20 protein-coding genes are annotated in these 18097 nt (G+C 35.3%); 12 read left to right on the forward strand and 8 right to left on the reverse strand.

Annotated features, from left to right (window positions below; all coding sequences use genetic code 11):
- Positions 1 to 4 precede the first annotated feature (4 nt).
- Positions 5 to 988, reverse strand: coding sequence for an asparaginase (locus BQ5367_RS05535; RefSeq protein WP_071441852.1), 984 nt, complete (start codon positions 986 to 988; stop codon positions 5 to 7).
- The gene (locus tag BQ5367_RS05540) at positions 988 to 1575 is read right to left on the reverse strand and encodes an NUDIX hydrolase (protein WP_235858740.1); all 588 of its coding nucleotides are present in this window, start codon (positions 1573 to 1575) and stop codon (positions 988 to 990) included. The genes BQ5367_RS05535 and BQ5367_RS05540 overlap by 1 nt, the downstream gene beginning before the upstream one ends.
- A 249-nt stretch (positions 1576 to 1824) precedes the next feature.
- Between BQ5367_RS05540 and glmS the strand changes: the two genes are divergently transcribed.
- The 6 genes from glmS (at position 1825) to BQ5367_RS13480 (ending at position 6563) form a co-directional block, all read left to right on the forward strand.
- Positions 1825 to 3630: a glutamine--fructose-6-phosphate transaminase (isomerizing) gene (gene glmS, locus BQ5367_RS05545; protein WP_071441546.1), complete on the forward strand. Its 1806-nt coding sequence runs from the start codon at positions 1825 to 1827 to the stop codon at positions 3628 to 3630.
- An 827-nt stretch (positions 3631 to 4457) separates the two neighbouring features.
- Complete coding sequence (rbr, locus tag BQ5367_RS05550; RefSeq protein WP_071441547.1) at positions 4458 to 4994, forward strand: rubrerythrin; 537 nt, start codon at positions 4458 to 4460, stop codon at positions 4992 to 4994.
- A 61-nt stretch (positions 4995 to 5055) separates the two neighbouring features.
- Positions 5056 to 5796, forward strand: coding sequence for a peroxide stress protein YaaA (yaaA, locus tag BQ5367_RS05555; RefSeq protein WP_071441548.1), 741 nt, complete (start codon positions 5056 to 5058; stop codon positions 5794 to 5796).
- A gap of 109 nt (positions 5797 to 5905) precedes the next feature.
- Positions 5906 to 6199 (forward strand): DUF2089 family protein, encoded by a 294-nt coding sequence (locus BQ5367_RS05560; RefSeq protein WP_071441549.1) that lies wholly within the window; start codon positions 5906 to 5908, stop codon positions 6197 to 6199.
- A gap of 1 nt (position 6200) precedes the next feature.
- Entirely contained in the window at positions 6201 to 6329 is a 129-nt protein-coding gene (locus BQ5367_RS13910; RefSeq protein ID WP_268874437.1) for a hypothetical protein, read from the forward strand.
- Between the two features lie 57 nt (positions 6330 to 6386).
- Complete coding sequence (locus tag BQ5367_RS13480; protein WP_154667080.1) at positions 6387 to 6563, forward strand: hypothetical protein; 177 nt, start codon at positions 6387 to 6389, stop codon at positions 6561 to 6563.
- An 82-nt stretch (positions 6564 to 6645) separates the two neighbouring features.
- Here BQ5367_RS13480 and BQ5367_RS05565 read toward each other — a convergent pair whose 3' ends face one another.
- Positions 6646 to 7185: a hypothetical protein gene (locus BQ5367_RS05565; protein WP_071441550.1), complete on the reverse strand. Its 540-nt coding sequence runs from the start codon at positions 7183 to 7185 to the stop codon at positions 6646 to 6648.
- Positions 7185 to 8324 carry an N-acetylglucosamine-6-phosphate deacetylase gene (gene nagA, locus BQ5367_RS05570; protein ID WP_071441551.1) on the reverse strand — a complete coding sequence of 380 codons (1140 nt, stop codon included), beginning with the start codon at positions 8322 to 8324 and terminating at the stop codon, positions 7185 to 7187. Before nagA ends, BQ5367_RS05565 begins: the two co-directional genes overlap by 1 nt.
- 153 nt (positions 8325 to 8477) lie before the next feature.
- Here nagA and BQ5367_RS05575 point away from each other — a divergent pair, with 153 nt between their 5' ends.
- The 6 genes from BQ5367_RS05575 to BQ5367_RS05600 all read left to right on the forward strand — a co-directional run bounded on the left by BQ5367_RS05575 (position 8478) and on the right by BQ5367_RS05600 (position 14128).
- Positions 8478 to 9647, forward strand: a complete 1170-nt coding sequence (locus tag BQ5367_RS05575) for an SIS domain-containing protein (RefSeq protein WP_071441552.1) — start codon at positions 8478 to 8480, stop codon at positions 9645 to 9647.
- A 21-nt stretch (positions 9648 to 9668) separates the two neighbouring features.
- Positions 9669 to 10100, forward strand: a complete 432-nt coding sequence (agaF, locus tag BQ5367_RS05580) for a PTS galactosamine/N-acetylgalactosamine transporter subunit IIA (protein ID WP_071441553.1) — start codon at positions 9669 to 9671, stop codon at positions 10098 to 10100.
- Positions 10101 to 10452: 352 nt separating this feature from the next.
- On the forward strand, positions 10453 to 10929 hold the full coding sequence (gene agaV, locus BQ5367_RS05585; protein WP_071441554.1) for a PTS N-acetylgalactosamine transporter subunit IIB: 477 nt from the start codon (positions 10453 to 10455) through the stop codon (positions 10927 to 10929).
- 32 nt (positions 10930 to 10961) lie between these two features.
- Positions 10962 to 11753, forward strand: a complete 792-nt coding sequence (locus BQ5367_RS05590; RefSeq protein ID WP_071441555.1) for a PTS mannose/fructose/sorbose/N-acetylgalactosamine transporter subunit IIC — start codon at positions 10962 to 10964, stop codon at positions 11751 to 11753.
- Complete coding sequence (locus BQ5367_RS05595) at positions 11743 to 12645, forward strand: PTS system mannose/fructose/sorbose family transporter subunit IID (RefSeq protein WP_071441556.1); 903 nt, start codon at positions 11743 to 11745, stop codon at positions 12643 to 12645. The genes BQ5367_RS05590 and BQ5367_RS05595 overlap by 11 nt, the downstream gene beginning before the upstream one ends.
- Positions 12646 to 12802: 157 nt before the next feature.
- The gene (locus BQ5367_RS05600; protein WP_071441557.1) at positions 12803 to 14128 is read left to right on the forward strand and encodes a class II D-tagatose-bisphosphate aldolase, non-catalytic subunit; all 1326 of its coding nucleotides are present in this window, start codon (positions 12803 to 12805) and stop codon (positions 14126 to 14128) included.
- Between the two features lie 40 nt (positions 14129 to 14168).
- Here BQ5367_RS05600 and BQ5367_RS05605 read toward each other — a convergent pair whose 3' ends face one another.
- The 4 genes from BQ5367_RS05605 to BQ5367_RS05620 all read right to left on the reverse strand — a co-directional run bounded on the left by BQ5367_RS05605 (position 14169) and on the right by BQ5367_RS05620 (position 17989).
- Positions 14169 to 15335, reverse strand: a complete 1167-nt coding sequence (locus BQ5367_RS05605; protein WP_071441558.1) for an AraC family transcriptional regulator — start codon at positions 15333 to 15335, stop codon at positions 14169 to 14171.
- Between the two features lie 92 nt (positions 15336 to 15427).
- A complete protein-coding gene (locus tag BQ5367_RS05610; RefSeq protein WP_071441559.1) occupies positions 15428 to 16198 on the reverse strand; it encodes a type III pantothenate kinase in 771 nt (256 codons plus the stop codon).
- Complete coding sequence (gene coaBC / locus BQ5367_RS05615; protein ID WP_071441560.1) at positions 16182 to 17375, reverse strand: bifunctional phosphopantothenoylcysteine decarboxylase/phosphopantothenate--cysteine ligase CoaBC; 1194 nt, start codon at positions 17373 to 17375, stop codon at positions 16182 to 16184. Before coaBC ends, BQ5367_RS05610 begins: the two co-directional genes overlap by 17 nt.
- Complete coding sequence (locus tag BQ5367_RS05620) at positions 17372 to 17989, reverse strand: ECF transporter S component (protein WP_071441561.1); 618 nt, start codon at positions 17987 to 17989, stop codon at positions 17372 to 17374. The genes coaBC and BQ5367_RS05620 overlap by 4 nt, the downstream gene beginning before the upstream one ends.
- Positions 17990 to 18097: the final 108 nt, after the last annotated feature.

Below are 18097 nucleotides of genomic sequence, written 5' to 3' on the forward strand. Positions count from 1 at the left end.
GCAGCTAATAATTTTCAAAGATTTCTCTAATTTGCTGTTTATCATGTGTGATCGATAAAGCGAAGGATAGCAAGATCCTTGCTTTTTGAGCACTTAATGTATTGGAAGCAATACATTGTTCATGAGGATCAAAAACATGATCGCTGAATACGATGCCCAATGGAACACGGCTGGCTCTTACAAAGATGATCTGTTTGCTTTCTGAGAGCTCATTGATCCTGTTAAGCCATTTCTGAGAATAGTTACCATTTCCGCTTCCAGCGATAACGATACCTTCATGGTTTTGCGCAAGATAATCTAAGATGTATGGATCAGCTCCGGCATAAAAGTAAGCAATCCCCACTTTTGGAAGAGCATCGGGTAAGTTTTTAGAGAAAATAGACTGATATGTATGATATTTAAAAGTCTTAGAGAAAAAATAGACATGTTCATCCTGCATATAGCCAAGACAGCCAAAGGCTTTTTGATCAAAGGCATCGATTTTATAGTTATTGACTTTTTGAATATCTCTTCCAGAATAAATCGTATTGGAAAAGAGGACCATGACTCCTTGTCCTTTTGACTGTTCATTGCCGGCTAATGCGATTGCCTGATATAGGTTATAAGGACCATCAGCACTTGTAGCAGTAGCAGGACGCATGGCTCCGGTAATAACAACAGGTTTATCAGAATGAACGGCTAAACTTAAAAAATAGGCGGTTTCTTCAATCGTATCTGTCCCATGAGTAACAACGATGCCATCTATCTTCTCGCTTTGAATCAGTTCATTGATCTTTTTCGCAAGCACAAGCCATTTCGTTTCATCGATTTCATTAGAATCAACATTAAATAATTGAATTTCTTGGATATGAGCAATTTTCTCAACGCTGGGAATTGATTTTAATATGTCTTCAACACTGATTTCACCGGCATGATAGGCAACCGTCTTACCTTTTTCACCAATTCCGGCAATCGTACCACCGGTTGCGACAACCATAATATTTTTCATCATTTTGCTCCCTTCATTTTATTAACTAACTTTTGATAGATATTTTCCATCATCCAGACTTCTCTTACTTCTTGTTTCAGTAGGTCGACAGGTATCCATTTGACACCCTTTGTTTCTTCTTTGTTGAGAATCAAAGGGGTTTTTTCATCAGCCTCAATAAGATAGGTTAGATTGAGATGTAAATGAGAAGAAACATATTTATTTCTTTTCACATGTCCATCAACAGTTAGAACTTCTAAAGAGAAAGGTTTATCAGATAAGAGAAGATATTGACCGACACCAGTTTCTTCCTTCATTTCCTTAAGAGCCACCGCACATAAGTCCTCTTCACCATCAGCGTGACCACCACACCAAGCCCATGAATCATAGATTTTATGATAGATCATCAGCACCTTTGTTCGCTCCTGATTAGTGATCCAGCAGGAAGAAGAAAAATGCATGAATGGATTGCTTCTATGAAGCAAATCTTCATGAACTTCCATTGCCTGTAAGATAAAGCCTTTGTCTTTTACTTCCTGTTCATTAAAAGGGATGTAATTTTGAATCATTTCTTTGAGTTTCATAGAATCATGGTAGCATTCAATCATAAAAAACTCAATGATTTTTATTTTAAATTATACATTCATTATGATATAATAACCACTAGATTAATATAAATGAGGAGGATCGTGATTTATATTAGTTGAGCGCCAGGACTAGTTTAGTTGACGAGGACAGCAGATTATCGAAAGATTCGGCGGGTACTGCTGCGGTATACCAATATCGTTAGAAATCATACAAAAATCAAAATCAACATTGAAACAAAAGTGATTTCATTTGATAGGAGGAAAATGATAATGTGTGGAATAATTGGCTATGCCGGCAGTAAGCCTTGTGCGCATGGTGTTTTATTGAGTGGGCTAAAGGCTTTAGAATACCGTGGATATGATTCTAGTGGTATTGCATCTTTTCAAGGCGATCAAATTAAGATTGTTAAAGCAAAGGGAAAAATAAAAGAACTTGAAGAGAAAATCAAAGATGTTCCTGAGTCCACTTGCGGCATTGCTCATACAAGATGGGCAACTCATGGAGAACCCAATGAAATCAATGCTCACCCTCATAAAGTAGGACAGATTACCCTTGTACATAATGGTATCATCGAAAATGCTGCCGCCTTAAAAAAGGCTTATGAGAAAAGAGGTATTGTTTTTAAAAGTGATACGGATAGTGAAGTTGCTTGTGCTTGTCTAGCAATATTATATCGAACTGAAAAAAATAAGTTAAATGTACTTAGAGAAGCTGCAAAGATATTAAAGGGAAGCTATGCTTTTGGAATCATGTTCGAAGATGAAGAAGGTGTTCTATATGGAATGCGTAAAGATTCACCTTTGGTTTTGGGAATCGGTGAAGATGGTAATTTTTTAGCGAGTGATCTAAGTGCCTTTGTTCGTTTTACTCGCAAATATGCGGTTATTGATGAAAATCAGATCGTAAGAATCACCAATAAAGAAATTGAATGTTACGATAAAGATTTAAAGCATATAGAACTTAAAACACAAATCAGTGAGATGGATATCTCAACGATAGAAAAAAATGGATATGATTCTTTCTTATTAAAAGAAATTCATGAAGAAGGAAAAGTGGTCATGGATACGATTCATCATTATATGACCCAAAGTCTACATGAACTTTCTAAGACAATGATCGATTTAAAAAAATATGACCATCTTTATTTTGTTGCCTGTGGTAGTGCTTATCATGTAGGTTTGTTAGCGAAAAATCTAATAGAGAAGTATGCTCGTATTCCTTGTAATTGTGAGGTGGCAAGTGAATTTCGTTATAATTCGCCAATCTTAGATGAAAAGACACTGGTCGTTTGTATTTCTCAATCGGGAGAAACGGCAGATACCTTAGCGGCCTTACGAATGGTGAATAAGATGGGAATTGATAGCTGTGCGATCGTGAATGTAAAAGGGAGTTCGCTTGAAAAAGAAGCAAAATATGTATTACCGACACTTGCCGGGGTTGAAATATCTGTAGCAACGACAAAAGCATATTGCGCACAGGTAGCGGTTTGTGCTTTATTAGCTTTACATGCCAGTATCGATCATCTGTCATCTTTACAGATACATATGATTGAAAAACAGCTTTTAAAGTTAGATACTTATATTCATAAGCTCATCAGTGATACAAAATTAGATGGTTTTGTATCATCGATCATCAATAAGAAAAATGTCTTTTTTATAGGACGAGGTATGGATTATGCATTATCGATGGAAGGGGCTTTAAAACTCAAAGAAATTACTTATATTCAGGCTGTGGCTTATCCGGCAGGAGAACTGAAACATGGAACGATTTCGTTGATTGAAAAGGATACTCCAGTGATGGTATTGATCAGTGATGAACATTTGGTGGATAAAAGTATTTCTAATATGAAAGAGGTTAAAGCAAGAGGTGCTAAGATACTTTTAGTCATTCGTGAGGATCTGTATCACGAGAACATCGAAGCTGATGAAGTGATTTTCTTGCCAAAGGTAAGTGAATTTCTTCAGGGAATCGTTTCAATCGTACCATATCAGCTTTTAGCTCATCATATAGCTGCCCAGATGGGCTGTGACATCGATCAGCCGAAAAATCTCGCTAAATCAGTAACAGTTGAATAGTAATTTATAAGTTATCAATAAAATGAAATGTTATCGACAAAGTGGAAAAGGTATGTTAGAATAATAACGGATGAACTCCATACAAATAGGAAACCCCAGTGGTGCTAGCACTGGGGTTTCATTTAGGAGGGAGGATTGCGGATTATCGTTGAATCAGACTGATGTACAGTATGATCAAACGCAAACATTCTTTCACAGCTACTACATTTTCATATAATAACTGGAGAAGAATGATGAGTTCAAAACCCAACTGCACCCCCTCCATACAAATAATATAGGTGTCATGGATCCTCACTCCCTCCTTTGTAGGACACCTACTATTCTATATCCATGAAATGGTTATTTTTCCCAAAAAAGAATAAAAAAATTTTGGGAAATAGTAACCTCAACAATGTGATAAAAAGTCATTGTGATGACAATTCTGCAGACATCAAAAATCAGAAAAGAAAGCAGCCTGGCTAATTTAGAAAAGATCTTTAGCTAGGTTTTTTTCACTCACTTTCTCGCTGAATTGTAACGATTCATCAGTTTGTTTTTTAAATAAACATAAATAATGTCGTATTAATGGGTATACTGGACATATAAGGAGGACCTGATTATGTTCAATCTTATTGCAATCGTGGCAGCATTTTTCATCGGCTTCTTCTCTAGTGTCATTTTAGAAGCCTAAAAGCATTCTCATTACAGAGATGCTTTTTTTCTTGTTGGATACTTTTCATGTATCATATTAAAAGCATAGCGTATCTTGAAAGATACATCATTCTGTTGCATAAAGCTTAACATTTGATTGAATTGTGTGTATAATGATGACAAAGGAGATGAAAACAATGGAACTTAAAGGATCAAAAACAGAAAAAAATTTAATGACAGCTTTTGCTGGTGAGGCCCAGGCTTCTATTAAGTATACGTACTATGCGTCAAAAGCTAAAAAAGATGGTTATGTACAGATTGCTAACTATTTTGAAAAAACTGCTGCCAATGAAAAAGAACATGCGAAATTATGGTTTAAGAAACTGCATGGCGGTATGCCTGGTACAGTAGAAAATTTAAAGGATGCTGCTGCGGGCGAAAACTATGAATGGACAGATATGTATAAGGAATTTGCAGCTGTTGCTCATGAAGAAGGCTTTGAAGACATTGCCAAGATGATGGAAGGCGTTGCTGCTATTGAAAAGCATCATGAAGAAAGATATCGCAAGCTTCTTGGAAATATTGAAGGTAAAGTTGTTTTTGCGAAAGATGATGTAGTTGTTTGGGAATGTTTGAATTGCGGTCACTTACATATTGGTAAAGAAGCTCCTGCTGTTTGCCCGGTATGTGATCATCCTCAGTCTTATTTCGCTCTTGAAGTAGAAAATTACTAAAATTTAAATTCTTAACGATTATGGGCTCTTATTGAGTCCATTTTTATGTTATGATTAGTATATGAAAATAATTATATCACCCGCTAAAAAAATGATCGATCATGATGATTTCGAATGGCATGAGCTTCCCTTGTTTTTGAATAAGACTGAAATCTTAAAAGAGAAGCTTCAGAAAATGGATGCTGATGAGCTGGCTGCTTGTATGAAGTGTAATCAAAAGATTGCAGCTTTAAATTATGATCGTTTTCAGAGAATGAATCTTCATGAAGGTTTGATACCTGCTCTTTTTGCCTATGAAGGATTACAGTATCAGCATATGGCTCCTTCTGTCTTTACAAAGGATGAACTGGAATATGTTGAAAGACACTTATTGATTTTATCGGGCTTTTATGGCTTGCTTCGTCCTTTTGATGGTATCCGCTGCTATCGTTTAGAGATGCAGACAAAGTTAGATATCAATGAAACGAAAAGCTTATATGATTTTTGGAAGGATGATTTGGCGAATGAACTGTTTCATGATAATGATCTGGTTTTAAACCTGGCTTCTAAGGAATATTCACTATGTATTGAGCCTTATCTGGGTGAAAATAGAAAAATGATTACCTGCATCTTTGCTTCTTTGGATAAAGGAAAATTGAAGGTGAAAGGAACAGAGGCAAAGATGGCTCGTGGTGAAATGGTACGGTATATGGCTTCGCATCAAATTGAAGATTTAGAAGAAATCAAAAATTTTGACTATTTAGGATATACATATGATGCTTCTTATTCAAATGATAAAGAATGGGTATATTTAAAAAAATAATCATGTATACAATGCATGATTTTTTTAATTTATTTAAAAAATATATAATAATAATTTTAAAAATATTAAAGTATGCTATAATATTATTGAAGAAAGAGAGGACTTCTATATGAAAGAGAGGGAGTGGATCGAAACGCTGGAAGATGAAGATTTGGCTTTTATCAAGAATTTTGTTCTTGCCAGTGGTTCTTTAAAAGAAATAGCAGAAATTTATGGTGTAACATATCCAACGGTTCGACTTCGTTTAGATAGACTGATTCAAAAAATTAAGATCAGTAGTGAAAATAAGGAAGAGCCTTATATTACATTAATCAAGAAAATGGCGTTAGACGATCGTATTGGAGATGAGGAAGCAAAAATTTTGATTCAGGAATATAGAAAAGAGAAGAAAGGGGAGAAATAGAATGTTACAAACTACATTGGCTACATTGACAGTATGGATTATAATGGCAATTACTTTTTTAGGAAAAATGCTGATTCCATTGGCTTCGCTAGGCTTGTTGCAATATTGGATTTGTAAGAAGAAATATTGATGGCATAATGTATTGCCAATCTTATGTTTAGTATTTTTAATAGGCATGGAGATATTAATGTTAAGTATCGTGTCTACAAATGGAGCTTCTTATGGACTATGGACGCTTATATTTGTTTTATTCATGTTAATCCCATTTGGCAGTCCGCTTCTTGTAACATTTATAGTTTCTGCCTTTATGAAAAGAAATAATAAAAAAGATGATTTAGAGAAAATGAAGATCAATGATCTATAAAATGGAAGAACATAATAAAAAGGAGCTGTGCTCAGTTTTGTAATTTTTGAAAAATTACTTCACTGACATAGCTCCTTTTTATTTATTTTTTTCTTTTCGCTAATGCAACCAGATAGATAATACCATAAATACAAATTACCAATGAGATGATGAGCATAGTGATAAATTCAATATCATTTAGTTCTTTCTGATAAGAATATATTGCTAGCAATACGCCAAAAAGTATATAAAGAATCGCTTTAAGGAACAGAGAGCTTTTTTCATTTTTCTCGTTGATTTGTTCAAGGTAACTTGTTTTTCTTTCAGGTTTAAAATTTGGAATTACTGTCAATGATTTTAAAAAACGAAAGCGAAAGAAAAACTCGAATGCAAGTAAGACGATGATAGCTACAGCAGTAGCCATATATATATCTATATAAAAGCTGCCAATTCGATAATTTAGAAGAAGCGCAAAAGCAATTAAAGGAATAATGAGTCGTTTTTGATAGAAATTAAACTGACTAACGTTACTCTCTAGAATTAAATAGCCATTTTTAGTGATAAAGTCATAATAGACATCTCGACCATGTCTATCTTTATAGATAGAAAAGCCAGAGACATTCGGCTGATTCTTTTGGGCCATTATAACTGAGCTTCTCCTTTGCAGTAAGTTTGTGCTACAGAATAATCATCTTCTAATACTACGATATCAGCGTCATAACCGACACATAATTTACCTTTGTGATCGTCAATGCGTAAAAGTCTTGCTGGATTGATCGTACAAGAATTTAAAGCAGCATCAAATGGAACTTTTGCTTCTTCAACTAGAATTCTTAATCCTTCATTAACTTTTAAAGTACTTCCTGCAAGTGAATTGATTTCTGTTAAGTGAGCACTTCCATCTGGATAGATTTCAATTTCATGTCCACCAAACATAAAGCGGCTTCCAACAGGATTTCCTTTAGCCATCAAAGAATCCGTAACCATGATTGCATAATCACGTCCCTTTGTTTCAAAATAGATATTTAGAGCTGCTAATGTAGAGTGATTTCCATCACAGATAACTTCACCAAAAACATCTCTGAATCTGAAAGCTGCACCTACTAACCCATTGTTGCGGTGATTGAATGGAGACATACCGTTATAAACGTGTGTCATGCTTCTAGCACCATTTGCAACGGCCATAGCAGCTTCTTCATAAGTTGCGTTAGAGTGTCCCATACTAACAACGACACCATGTTGTGAACAGTATTTTGTCAAGGCAAAATCTTCATCATGCTCAGGTGCTAAAGTAATGATTTTAATTAAACCATCAGCAGCTTCCTGATAACGTTTGAACTGTTCGATAGAAGCTGGAACGATATGTTCAGGTGGCTGAGCTCCTTTATATTTCATATCCAGATAAGGTCCTTCGAAATGAATACCAAGAATTTCAGCACCTTTTGGGTTTGTCTTATAAACTTCCGCTACATGGCTGACAGCTTTGGTCAATACCTCTTCGCTTTGCGTAATCGTTGTTGGACATAAGCCGGTAACACCTTCGTGTGTGATATTGGCTAACCAAGTTTCTAATCCGTTTTCAGTAGCATCGTTGGTATCCCAGCTGTAAGCTCCATGTGTGTGAATGTCCAAAAAGCCCGGTACGATTCTTTTTTCGCCGTAATCCTGGTCGACTTTTTTACTTTCATAAGGGTAGATACTTTCGATCTTGCCATTAATGATTTCAATTTGCGCAGGGATAAACTGATTGGCAATCCATACTTTTTTACTTTGAATAATCATAAATTTTCCTCCCTTTTTATACCTATACTTATTTTAAACCAAGTTTAGGAAAAATCATTTGTATATTTTGATATTCCTATTATCTATTTTAACTAATTTGTTGAAATCTTACAACTCAAACACTATAATTAAAGTGAAAATAGGAGGGATACCATGATATTCAATTTTACAAAAGAACAATTAGATGAATTAAGCGCTGTTTTCACAGCAACTGAAATTCATCAGCAGCCTGCTACATGGGTAAAAACGATTCAACAGATCAAAGATCACAAAGATGAGTTGAAGGCGTTTATCTCACAGGTGACTTCACAGGAAGATTATGATATTGTGCTGGCTGGAGCTGGAACGAGTGAATTTGTAGGCAACAGCCTGTATTCTTATCTTAATAAGAAAACAAATTTCAAGTGTAAGTCATATGGAACGACAGATATCGTTGCCACACCTGAAAATTATCTTTCACGTACAAAACCAACGCTTTTGATTTCATTTGGACGCAGTGGAAATTCACCAGAATCAGTAGGGGCTGTCGATGCAGCTGAGGTAGTATGTGAAAACCTGTATCACTTATTTATTACTTGTAATAAAGAAGGTGCATTGTCAAAACGTGCGAATGAAGAAGAACATTGCTATGCGATCAATTTGACAGATGAAACACATGATCAGTCTTTTGCGATGACAAGTTCATTTACAAACATGTATCTAGCATGTCTATTATGCTTTGAATTGGATCGTCTGGATGAAATTGCCAGCGAATTAGAAAGTGTTGTAGCTTGCGGTAGTCAGTTTGTGGAGAAAGACTTTACATTAGCTGATGAAATCGTAAAAGATTATGACTTTAACCGTATTGTTTATTTAGGAGCTAATGCTTTAAAAGGTGTCGCACAGGAGAGTGCGTTGAAGATGCTGGAGCTGACAGCTGGTAAAGTAGCTACGATGTATGATACACCATTGGGATTCAGACATGGGCCTAAGTCAATTATTGATGATAATACATTGACTGTTATTTATTTAAGCGATGATGCTTATTCTTATCAGTATGAGCTTGATTTGATCAAAGAGATGAGTGGCCAGAGAAAGGGCAATAAGATCTTTGCTGTTACAAATACAGATCGTCCTGAAGTTAAAGAACTTGTTGATTACTATTATTCATTTAATGGTGAAAAACATAATAATGTTCTTTTAGGATTAGACTATATTACTGTGGCTCAGTGCGTTGCTTTATATAAATCACTCTCTTATGGTATTACTCCAGATAATCCATGCCCAAGTGGAGAAGTGAATCGTGTTGTAAAGGGTGTTATTTTATACCCGTATTCAAAATAAAAAATTAGAAGGAGAAAAAAGATGATTGGAATTTTAGTTACAGGACATGGTAATTTTGCTACTGGAATCAGTTCAAGTGTAAAATTGATTGCCGGTATGCCAGAAAAATACGAAATGGTTGATTTTTTAGAGAGTTATTCTGTAGATGATCTGACAAGAGAGCTGAATGCTGCAATGGATCGTTTGAGCGATTGTGATGGTATTTTAGTTTTTTCTGATCTTGCTGGCGGTTCACCTTTTAAGACAGCTGTAGAAGTAGGTGTTGGCAGAAAAGAAAGAGTTGAAGTTCTTGGTGGTACCAACTTAGGTATGATCATTGAGATTTCAATGGCTCGTGGTTTTGTCAGTGATATGGATGCCTTGGTAGAGATGGCTGTGAATACAGGAAAAGATCAGGTCGTACATTTTGTGCTTACAAAGCATGAAGATACTGCTGACGAAGAAGGTATTTAATAAATTAAGCAGATAAATAATGAAAGACGGTATGCAGCCGTCTTTTTCATTTTTAATATTTACAATTATGGAATACTGACTGTAAAAAAGAATAAAGATCTTGCATCTGGGAAAAGATATTTATTGAAAAAAATAGAACATAATTAGGAAAATTGCGTTTTTTTTCACATATTTTAAGACATTTTTTATAAAATGTTTAAAAATGAAAAATCATAAATATTAAAAAGTGCAAATAAAAAAACAAAAAAAGTAAAGAAATATAAGTGAAAACGCTTTACAATATCTATGTAATTGTTAAAGATTGTGAGGTCTTAATATAATTACAAAATGATATGAAGGGGAGGAGAACTTTATGCCAAATATCGTATTAACACGTATTGACAACCGCCTGATTCATGGACAGGTAGCTACACAGTGGTGTGGTGTTATCGGGGCTAACCTGATTCTTGTCGCTAATGATGAGGTAGCTGGCAATACACTTCGTCAAGGTTTGATGGATATGGCTGCTCCAAGTTACGCTCAGACGCGTTACTGGACAATTGAAAAAACGATCAACACTATCCATAAAGCCTCAGATGCACAAAAGATTTTCATCGTATGTGACAATCCTACTGATGTACTTGCTTTGGTAGAAGGTGGCGTACCTATTAAAAAAGTAAACATCGGTAATATGCACATGGCTGATGGAAAACGTCAGGTTGCTACTTCTGTTGCTGTTGACGACAAGGATGTTGCAGCTTTCAAGAAACTGCAGGAACTTGGAGTTGAACTAGAAATTAGACGTGTTCCTGATATTGCTGCAGAAGACGTAAACAAATTATTTAAATAGAATTAAATTATTAAAAAAGGAGAAAAGACAATATGCAAGCTATTTTATTAGCAATCGCTACATTTATTTTTGCTATTGACCAATTCTCATTAACTGAAATTTTATATCGTCCAATTGTTGCTTGTCCTATCATTGGTCTTATTTTAGGAGATCCTCAGACTGGACTTGTAGTTGGTGGTACTTATGAATTAATGATGGTTGGTAATATGCCTGTTGGTGGAGCTCAGCCTCCTAACGCCGTACTTGGTGGTATTGTTGGTGTTGTTTTGGCTGTAAACGTTGGTTTACCAACAGAACAAGCTTTAGGTGCTGCTGTAATCTTCTCACTGTTTGGACAGTATGCTGTTACTTTGACATTTACATTCATGTCAGGTATGATGGCAAAAGCAGACAAAGCTGCTGCTGAAGCTAATCCTAGTGGAATTACAATGGTTAACAACATCGCAATGTGTATCTTAGGTGCATTGTTCGCTGCTATGGCTGTTGCTGCTTATTTTGGTGGACAGGCATTAGGTGAAACATTGACTAAATTCTCAGAAGATTTCTCATGGCTAATGGCTGGTTTAGGTGCTGCTGGTGGTATGATGCGTAATGTCGGATTTGCCGTATTATTGAAAATCATGCTTTCAAACGACCTTTGGGGTATCTTCCTTGCCGGATTTGCTGCTGCTGCAGTATTAGGTAATGTTGATGCTACTTCTGGAGCTGCTTTGATCTTAACAGCATTCATTGGTGTTGCTATTGCTATCAATGACTTCACATTAAACTTAAAAATTAAGGAAAATGCCGGAAGCGGAAACGGAGGTGTAAGTGATGGCATCTAATGCTACGACTTATAAAGATTTAACTCCTGCTGCTCCTCTTGATAAGAAAACTTTAAACAAGATGGTTTGGAGATCTTGTCAGTTACAGGCATCTTTCAACTATGAAAGAATGCAAGCTGCAGGATGGTTATGGGGTATTTTACCAGGATTACAGAAAATCCATACAAATAAAGAAGATTTAGCTGCTTCAATGGAACACAACCTTGAGTTCTTTAATACTCACCCATTCTTAGTAACATTTGTTATGGGTATCGTTCTTTCATTAGAACAGCAGAAAGCTGATATCAACACAATTCGTTCAGTACGTGTTGCAGCTATGGGACCTCTGGGAGGAATTGGTGACGCATTGTTCTGGTTCGCTTTAGTTCCTATCACAGCTGGTATTACTTGTAATATGGCTATCGAAGGTAGCTGGCTTGGACCAATTCTTTACTTCATCATCTGCTTCGGTGTTGAAATGGCACTTCGTTATGGATTGATGTATTGGTCTTATAACTTAGGTACAAGTGCTATTGCTACTTTGACTAAGAACGCTAAAGAATTCACTCGTGCTGCTTCTATGCTGGGTGTATTCGTAGTAGGTGCATTAACATGTAACTATGCTAACGTAAGCTTAGGAATGATGATTCCTAATGGTACTGCTATTAATGAAGCTGGAGAAACAGTTGCTAACTATATCGATGTTCAGGGACTGTTGAATGGTGTATTACCTGCAGCATTGTCATTAGCTATCACATTGTTATGCTACTGGCTGATCAAGAAGAAAAATTGGTCTGCTACAAAATGTATCTTATTGCTATTGGTAATTGGTATCGTAGGATGCGTATTCGGTATCTTCGGTGGAGCTGCCGGCGAATATACTACTCCTATTTCAGTTCCTTGGCACGCATAAGAATTTTAAAAAATTAACTCTAAACCTTCATAAAGAGAAGTCGCAAGGCTTCTCTTTTCCTTTGTATAAATTATGATTTTGTTTGTAAAATATAACTAATATATATAAAAATACTTTGTTTCGTGGTAAAATAAGTTTGTTAATAAGGGAGGATATTATGAATACAAATCCATTAAAACAAATTGTTACGAAGCAGAAAGCAGGCGAACATGTAGGTATTTATTCTTGCTGCAGTGCCAATAATTATGTTATCGAGGCAGCAATAGAACGTGCAAAGAAAGATCATGCCGTTGTTTTGATTGAATCTACGGCTAATCAGGTTGATCAGTTTGGCGGTTATACAGGTATGAAACCTGCTGATTTCACAAAATTCGTAAAAGAGATCTGTGATAAGTGCGAGTATGATTTTTCACGTATTTTCTTAGGAGGAGATCATTTAGGACCATTGACATGGACACATTTGCCTGAAAAAGAGGCTATGAAGAACGCTGAAGATCTGATTCGCAGCTATGTACTTGCTGGTTTTACTAAAATTCATATTGATACATCTATGAAGGTAGCTGATGATGATCCAAACACTCGTTTGAGCGATGAAATCATTTCTCGTCGTGGAGCCCATCTGGCAAGAGTTGCTGAAGATGCTTATCAGGAATTGTTAAAAACGAATCCTGATGCAGTACGACCTGTTTATGTTGTGGGTAGTGAAGTACCGATTCCAGGTGGGGCACAGGGAGCTAGTGAAGACACAGGTATCCAAGTAACAAAGGTAGAGGACTTCAAGGCAACAGTAAGTGCATTTGAAGAGGCTTTCAAAAAAGAAGGTCTTGAAAAAACATGGAAAGATGTTATCGCAGTTGTTGTACAGCCAGGAGTTGAGGAAAAGGATGCTGGATGTACGGAATATGATCGTGAAAAGGCAAAAGATTTGATGGCTGCTATTAAAGAATATCCAAATTTAGTATTTGAAGGACATTCAACAGATTATCAGACAAAGATTAAGCTTAAAGAATTAATTGAAGATGGCGTCGGTATTTTAAAGGTTGGTCCAGGTTTAACTTTCGCAATGCGTGAAGGATTGTTTGCTTTGGCATATATTGAAGAGGAAGCCTTTAAAGGAACAGATGTTGAAACAAGTCATTTGATTGATGTATTAGAAGAAGTAATGCTTGAAAAGCCAGATAAGTGGGCGAAGTATTATACAGGTAATGAAAATGAATTAAGAATCAAACGTAAATTTTCTTTCTCTGACCGCTGCCGTTACTATTTACCAAACGAAAGAGTTCAACAGGCAATTGCTAAGCTTATGAGCAATTTAAGAAGTCTTCCAGAAGTGCCTTTGAATCTAATGAGTCAGTTCATGCCAATTCAGTATACAAAGGTAAGAGAAGGACAGCTTGTAAATGATCCGGAAGCTTTAGTAAAAGATCGTGTTATCAATACGATTGATGAATATTTATACGCCACTCATCAGGAAAAGCTTTAATATGAAAAAACGCTATTGCATTGCAATAGCGTTTTTGATTTTATTTATATATTGTTTTCGCATAATCACTTGGTGCTAAATTAAATTCCTGTTTAAATTTCCTGGAGAAATAATGAATACTTGTAAACCCCAGTTTTTCAGATATCTCTGAAATCGTATATTTATTTTCTTTAATAAGATATTTAGCTTTCTTAAGTTTTAAATGACTAATGTACTGTTTTGGAGCTGTATTTAGATTCTTATTAAATAGCTGCTGGAGTGATGAACGTGAAGTTGAAAATTCATGACATAACTGTTCAACGGTAATCGGTGAATAAATATTATCATTGATATAGATAATTATTTCATTTAACAGTTCGTCTTCAATTTTCTGCTGCATTGGTGAATAAGCAGGTTTTACAGTTTTTGTAGATTGTAACTGTAAAAACTGAATGATAACCTGATTGAGATAGCAGATGCAAAGATCTTTATAAAAAGGTTCTTCACGTTCAGTTGCGTTTATAAATTCCTGTAATGTGTTAATGATTCCTCGTGAGGCATGGAAAACTTTATTGTTTAATAACTCTACGGGGAAGTCTGAGGTTTCAAAGATTACTGTTAAGTAAGAACAGGCATCTTTGTCATTTGTTTTTTGTGAATGAAACTGGCCCGGTGAATATAATATACAGTCATACTGATTTAATTTATATTCTTTTCCTTCTACCTCTGTAATTAAATGTCCGCTATCTATGAATGTTAATTCCCAGTATTGGTGAATTTCACCAGGGAAAACATAGTTTGTGTTTTTTACTTGATAATAATAAACAAGGATCTCTTTGACGGCAATGCTTGGAAGAATTCTTTTACAAAAGATATGTTCACCATTGATACGTTTAATTGTGACAACATTTTCATGACGCTTATAGATTGAAACGATGGCTGTTTCGCTGATTGCGAAAAAATTAAAATATGAATGCTTTTTTAAACGTATTGTATGATGAATAACAAATTGTTCATAAGTGTCAGCTTTGTTTTCCTTAGAAATACAGAGCATGACGATACCATCATCCACATAGATGTAAATATCATCATCATTATAAAAAGCAGTTGAAACTTTTTTGTTATCTATCTGGAGTGTTTCTTTAGGATATTCACTGGCATCTACTGGAAGAGTCGTATAAGTATCTCCGTATTTTTGAAAAAAATAGTTTGATGTTTTATTAAACATAATGATCACCTTGATTTCATTATAGCTAAAAGGATAAAAAAAGTAAATAAAAAATGCAAATGAGCTGGCAATAAGTGCAAAAAAAGGAACATTTAGTTCCTATTTTTATCATAGATAATTTTTAATCCTTTAAAAGTCAGATCACGATCATAGATATCAATCATAGAAGTACTTTGAGAAATTAACTTTCCAAGACCACCGGTAGCAATGACTAGCATATCAGGCTGATGCAGTTCATCTTTAAATTTTTGAATGATATATTCAACACTTCCAAGATATCCATAAAATAATCCAGCCTGCATTGAAGTAATCGTTTCTGTAGCTAAAATAGTCTGTGGCTTTTCAATTTCAATTTCCGGAAGCTTTGCACAATGTGTTGAGAGAGCTTCAGCACTTATACCAATACCTGGAGCAGTTACACCATATTTAAAGACACCATCTTCAGAAATATAGTCATAAGTCGTAGCTGTTCCAAAGTCAATGACTAAGGCATTACCTTGATAGTTATAGTAACAGCCCGCAAGGTCAACAATACGGTCAGCACCTACTTTCTTTGGATTTTCAGTTTTGATAGAAATGCCTGTTTTGATTCCAGGACCAACAAGAATAGGTTCTTTGTTGATGTATTTACGTATTGAATTGGTAAAGGAATGCATGATCTTAGGAACAACGCTTGAGATGATGACATCTTTGATTTGTGAAGCTTCTACTTTGCTATCCATTAGAAAATTCAAGATCATAAAACCATATTCATCTGAAGTTCGTTTGAACCATGTTGTGAGTCGATAATTACCAATAAGGGTATCATCTTTATAGATACCAAGGGTAATATTCGTATTTCCTATATCAATGACTAGCAGCATATAAAACCTCCAACTTACGAAGTATGTGGTAAGATAATTCATCTTTGCTCATGATATCATAATCGATCTGTTCCTCTTTTGTGAGTAAAGTAGCGATATTTGTATCATGTTTAAAACCGGCACCTTCTTTATTTAAAGAATTTACAACTAATAAATCACAATTTTTAGATAAAAGTTTTTGTTTCCCGTTTGCGATTTCATTTTCAGTTTCCATCGCAAAACCACATAAAATCTGATGTGTTTTGTTTTCTCCTAAATATTTAAGGATATCCGGTGTTCTTTTCAAAGATAAAGAAAGATCATTCTCTTGTTTTTTAATTTTTGAAGTACTGAAACTTTCTGGTGTGTAATCAGAAATAGCCGCTGCACAAATAATGATATCTGCTTCTTCATATCGTTTTGACATCTCTTGAAACATATCATTAGCACTTTCAATACTGATAAAAGATATGTTACGTGGTGTTTTTAATTGTGCAGGACCACTGACAAGGGTTACCTCAGCACCTAGGTTACGAGCAGCCTTTGCAAGTGCATACCCCATTTTACCACTAGAATGATTGGACAAGAAACGAACTGGATCTATTTTTTCACGAGTAGGTCCTGCATTTATTAATACTTTTTTACCTTTTAGAATCTTTTCTTTCACCAGACCTTCTTCAATCGCTTCCATTAATTGATCTAAATCTGCCAGCTTACCGATACCGGAATCACCACATGCCAAATGACCACTGACAGGTGAGATGATATCATAACCATATTTCTCACATAAGCAAAGATTATCCTGGGTAACTGGATTTAAATACATCTTGGTATTCATTGCAGGTGCTATCAGCTTTGGACAGTCGCATGCTAGAAAGGTTGTTGTCAGCATGTCATCACAGATGCCATGGACGACCTTTGCGATAAAATTAGCTGTTGCTGGAGCAACGATGAATAAATCAGCTTTCTGAGCAATGGAAATATGCTGTGTAGAATAAGAGTGCTGACGATCAAAAGTATCCACCATGACACGATGATGCGTAAGTGATTCAAATTGCAAGGGAGCAATGAATTGAGTAGCATTTTCTGTCATGATAACCTCAACATCAAAGCCTTTTTTTACTAGATCACTAACAAGCTGGACACTTTTAAAAGCACCAACACAACCGGTGACGCCAACAACGATACATTTTTTCATACTCGTGCTCCTTTTGCCTTTAGGGCTTTAATAACGGCTATAGAGATCAATGCCGCTAAAATGGCTTCTATGATACCATTTGTAAAGATGGTTGCTTTAATGACATTTAAAAAGGTTTCATAAGCAAATCCGGCAGTGGCAGCATATTCTCTTCCAAAGAACAGCCAGATACCAGACATGACTAAGATCGTATTGATAAGTGAACCTGCCGCAGCACTAATCGTAATGGCAAAAGATTCACTGATTTTTTTATTTAAAAATTTATAAAGATATCCACTGCCAAGACCAATACAGATACGTGGAATCATCGCAATTAAGATGGATGAAAAATTACCATGTATCTCACCAATCGAATAAAAAGGTGAAAAACAGAATGAAAAGGCAGTAGGACGGAAGGTAGATGTCAAAATAGAGAAAATTCCAAAAATAACTCCTAAGATAGCTCCTTCTTTTACACCTAATAAAATAGAAATAATAATGACAGGAATATGAAGAGTGGTTGCATTGATTGGTCCAATAGGTACGAAACCTAAAGGGGTAACCGTAAGCACGACCTCGATCCCGATAAACATGCTTAGTAAAACTAAACGTCTTACTTTTTTAGATTGTGACATAAATTTCTCCTTACTGTCGCTCTTTAAGATGCAACGTAACGGTATTATTATAGTCAACTTTACTTATTTTTTCAATTTATTCTATATATAATTGATTGAAATGATATA

The organism is Traorella massiliensis (assembly GCF_900104665.1).
Classification (GTDB): Bacteria; Bacillota_I; Bacilli_A; order Erysipelotrichales; family Erysipelotrichaceae; genus Traorella; species Traorella massiliensis.

Coding starts and splice junctions, on each gene's coding strand:
- BQ5367_RS13910 (WP_268874437.1), top strand. CDS start 6,201: ATGTTACAAACTACATTGGCTACATTGACAGTATGGATTATAATGGCA.
- coaBC (WP_071441560.1), bottom strand. CDS start 17,375: ATGAAAAAATGTATCGTTGTTGGCGTCACCGGTTGTGTTGGTGCTTTT.
- BQ5367_RS05535 (WP_071441852.1), bottom strand. CDS start 988: ATGAAAAATATTATGGTTGTCGCAACCGGTGGTACGATTGCCGGAATT.
- yaaA (WP_071441548.1), top strand. CDS start 5,056: ATGAAAATAATTATATCACCCGCTAAAAAAATGATCGATCATGATGAT.
- agaV (WP_071441554.1), top strand. CDS start 10,453: ATGCCAAATATCGTATTAACACGTATTGACAACCGCCTGATTCATGGA.
- BQ5367_RS05600 (WP_071441557.1), top strand. CDS start 12,803: ATGAATACAAATCCATTAAAACAAATTGTTACGAAGCAGAAAGCAGGC.
- BQ5367_RS05540 (WP_235858740.1), bottom strand. CDS start 1,575: ATGATTGAATGCTACCATGATTCTATGAAACTCAAAGAAATGATTCAA.
- BQ5367_RS13480 (WP_154667080.1), top strand. CDS start 6,387: ATGTTAAGTATCGTGTCTACAAATGGAGCTTCTTATGGACTATGGACG.
- BQ5367_RS05575 (WP_071441552.1), top strand. CDS start 8,478: ATGATATTCAATTTTACAAAAGAACAATTAGATGAATTAAGCGCTGTT.
- agaF (WP_071441553.1), top strand. CDS start 9,669: ATGATTGGAATTTTAGTTACAGGACATGGTAATTTTGCTACTGGAATC.
- BQ5367_RS05595 (WP_071441556.1), top strand. CDS start 11,743: ATGGCATCTAATGCTACGACTTATAAAGATTTAACTCCTGCTGCTCCT.
- BQ5367_RS05620 (WP_071441561.1), bottom strand. CDS start 17,989: ATGTCACAATCTAAAAAAGTAAGACGTTTAGTTTTACTAAGCATGTTT.
- BQ5367_RS05590 (WP_071441555.1), top strand. CDS start 10,962: ATGCAAGCTATTTTATTAGCAATCGCTACATTTATTTTTGCTATTGAC.
- glmS (WP_071441546.1), top strand. CDS start 1,825: ATGTGTGGAATAATTGGCTATGCCGGCAGTAAGCCTTGTGCGCATGGT.
- BQ5367_RS05610 (WP_071441559.1), bottom strand. CDS start 16,198: ATGCTGCTAGTCATTGATATAGGAAATACGAATATTACCCTTGGTATC.
- nagA (WP_071441551.1), bottom strand. CDS start 8,324: ATGATTATTCAAAGTAAAAAAGTATGGATTGCCAATCAGTTTATCCCT.
- rbr (WP_071441547.1), top strand. CDS start 4,458: ATGGAACTTAAAGGATCAAAAACAGAAAAAAATTTAATGACAGCTTTT.
- BQ5367_RS05560 (WP_071441549.1), top strand. CDS start 5,906: ATGAAAGAGAGGGAGTGGATCGAAACGCTGGAAGATGAAGATTTGGCT.
- BQ5367_RS05565 (WP_071441550.1), bottom strand. CDS start 7,185: ATGGCCCAAAAGAATCAGCCGAATGTCTCTGGCTTTTCTATCTATAAA.
- BQ5367_RS05605 (WP_071441558.1), bottom strand. CDS start 15,335: ATGTTTAATAAAACATCAAACTATTTTTTTCAAAAATACGGAGATACT.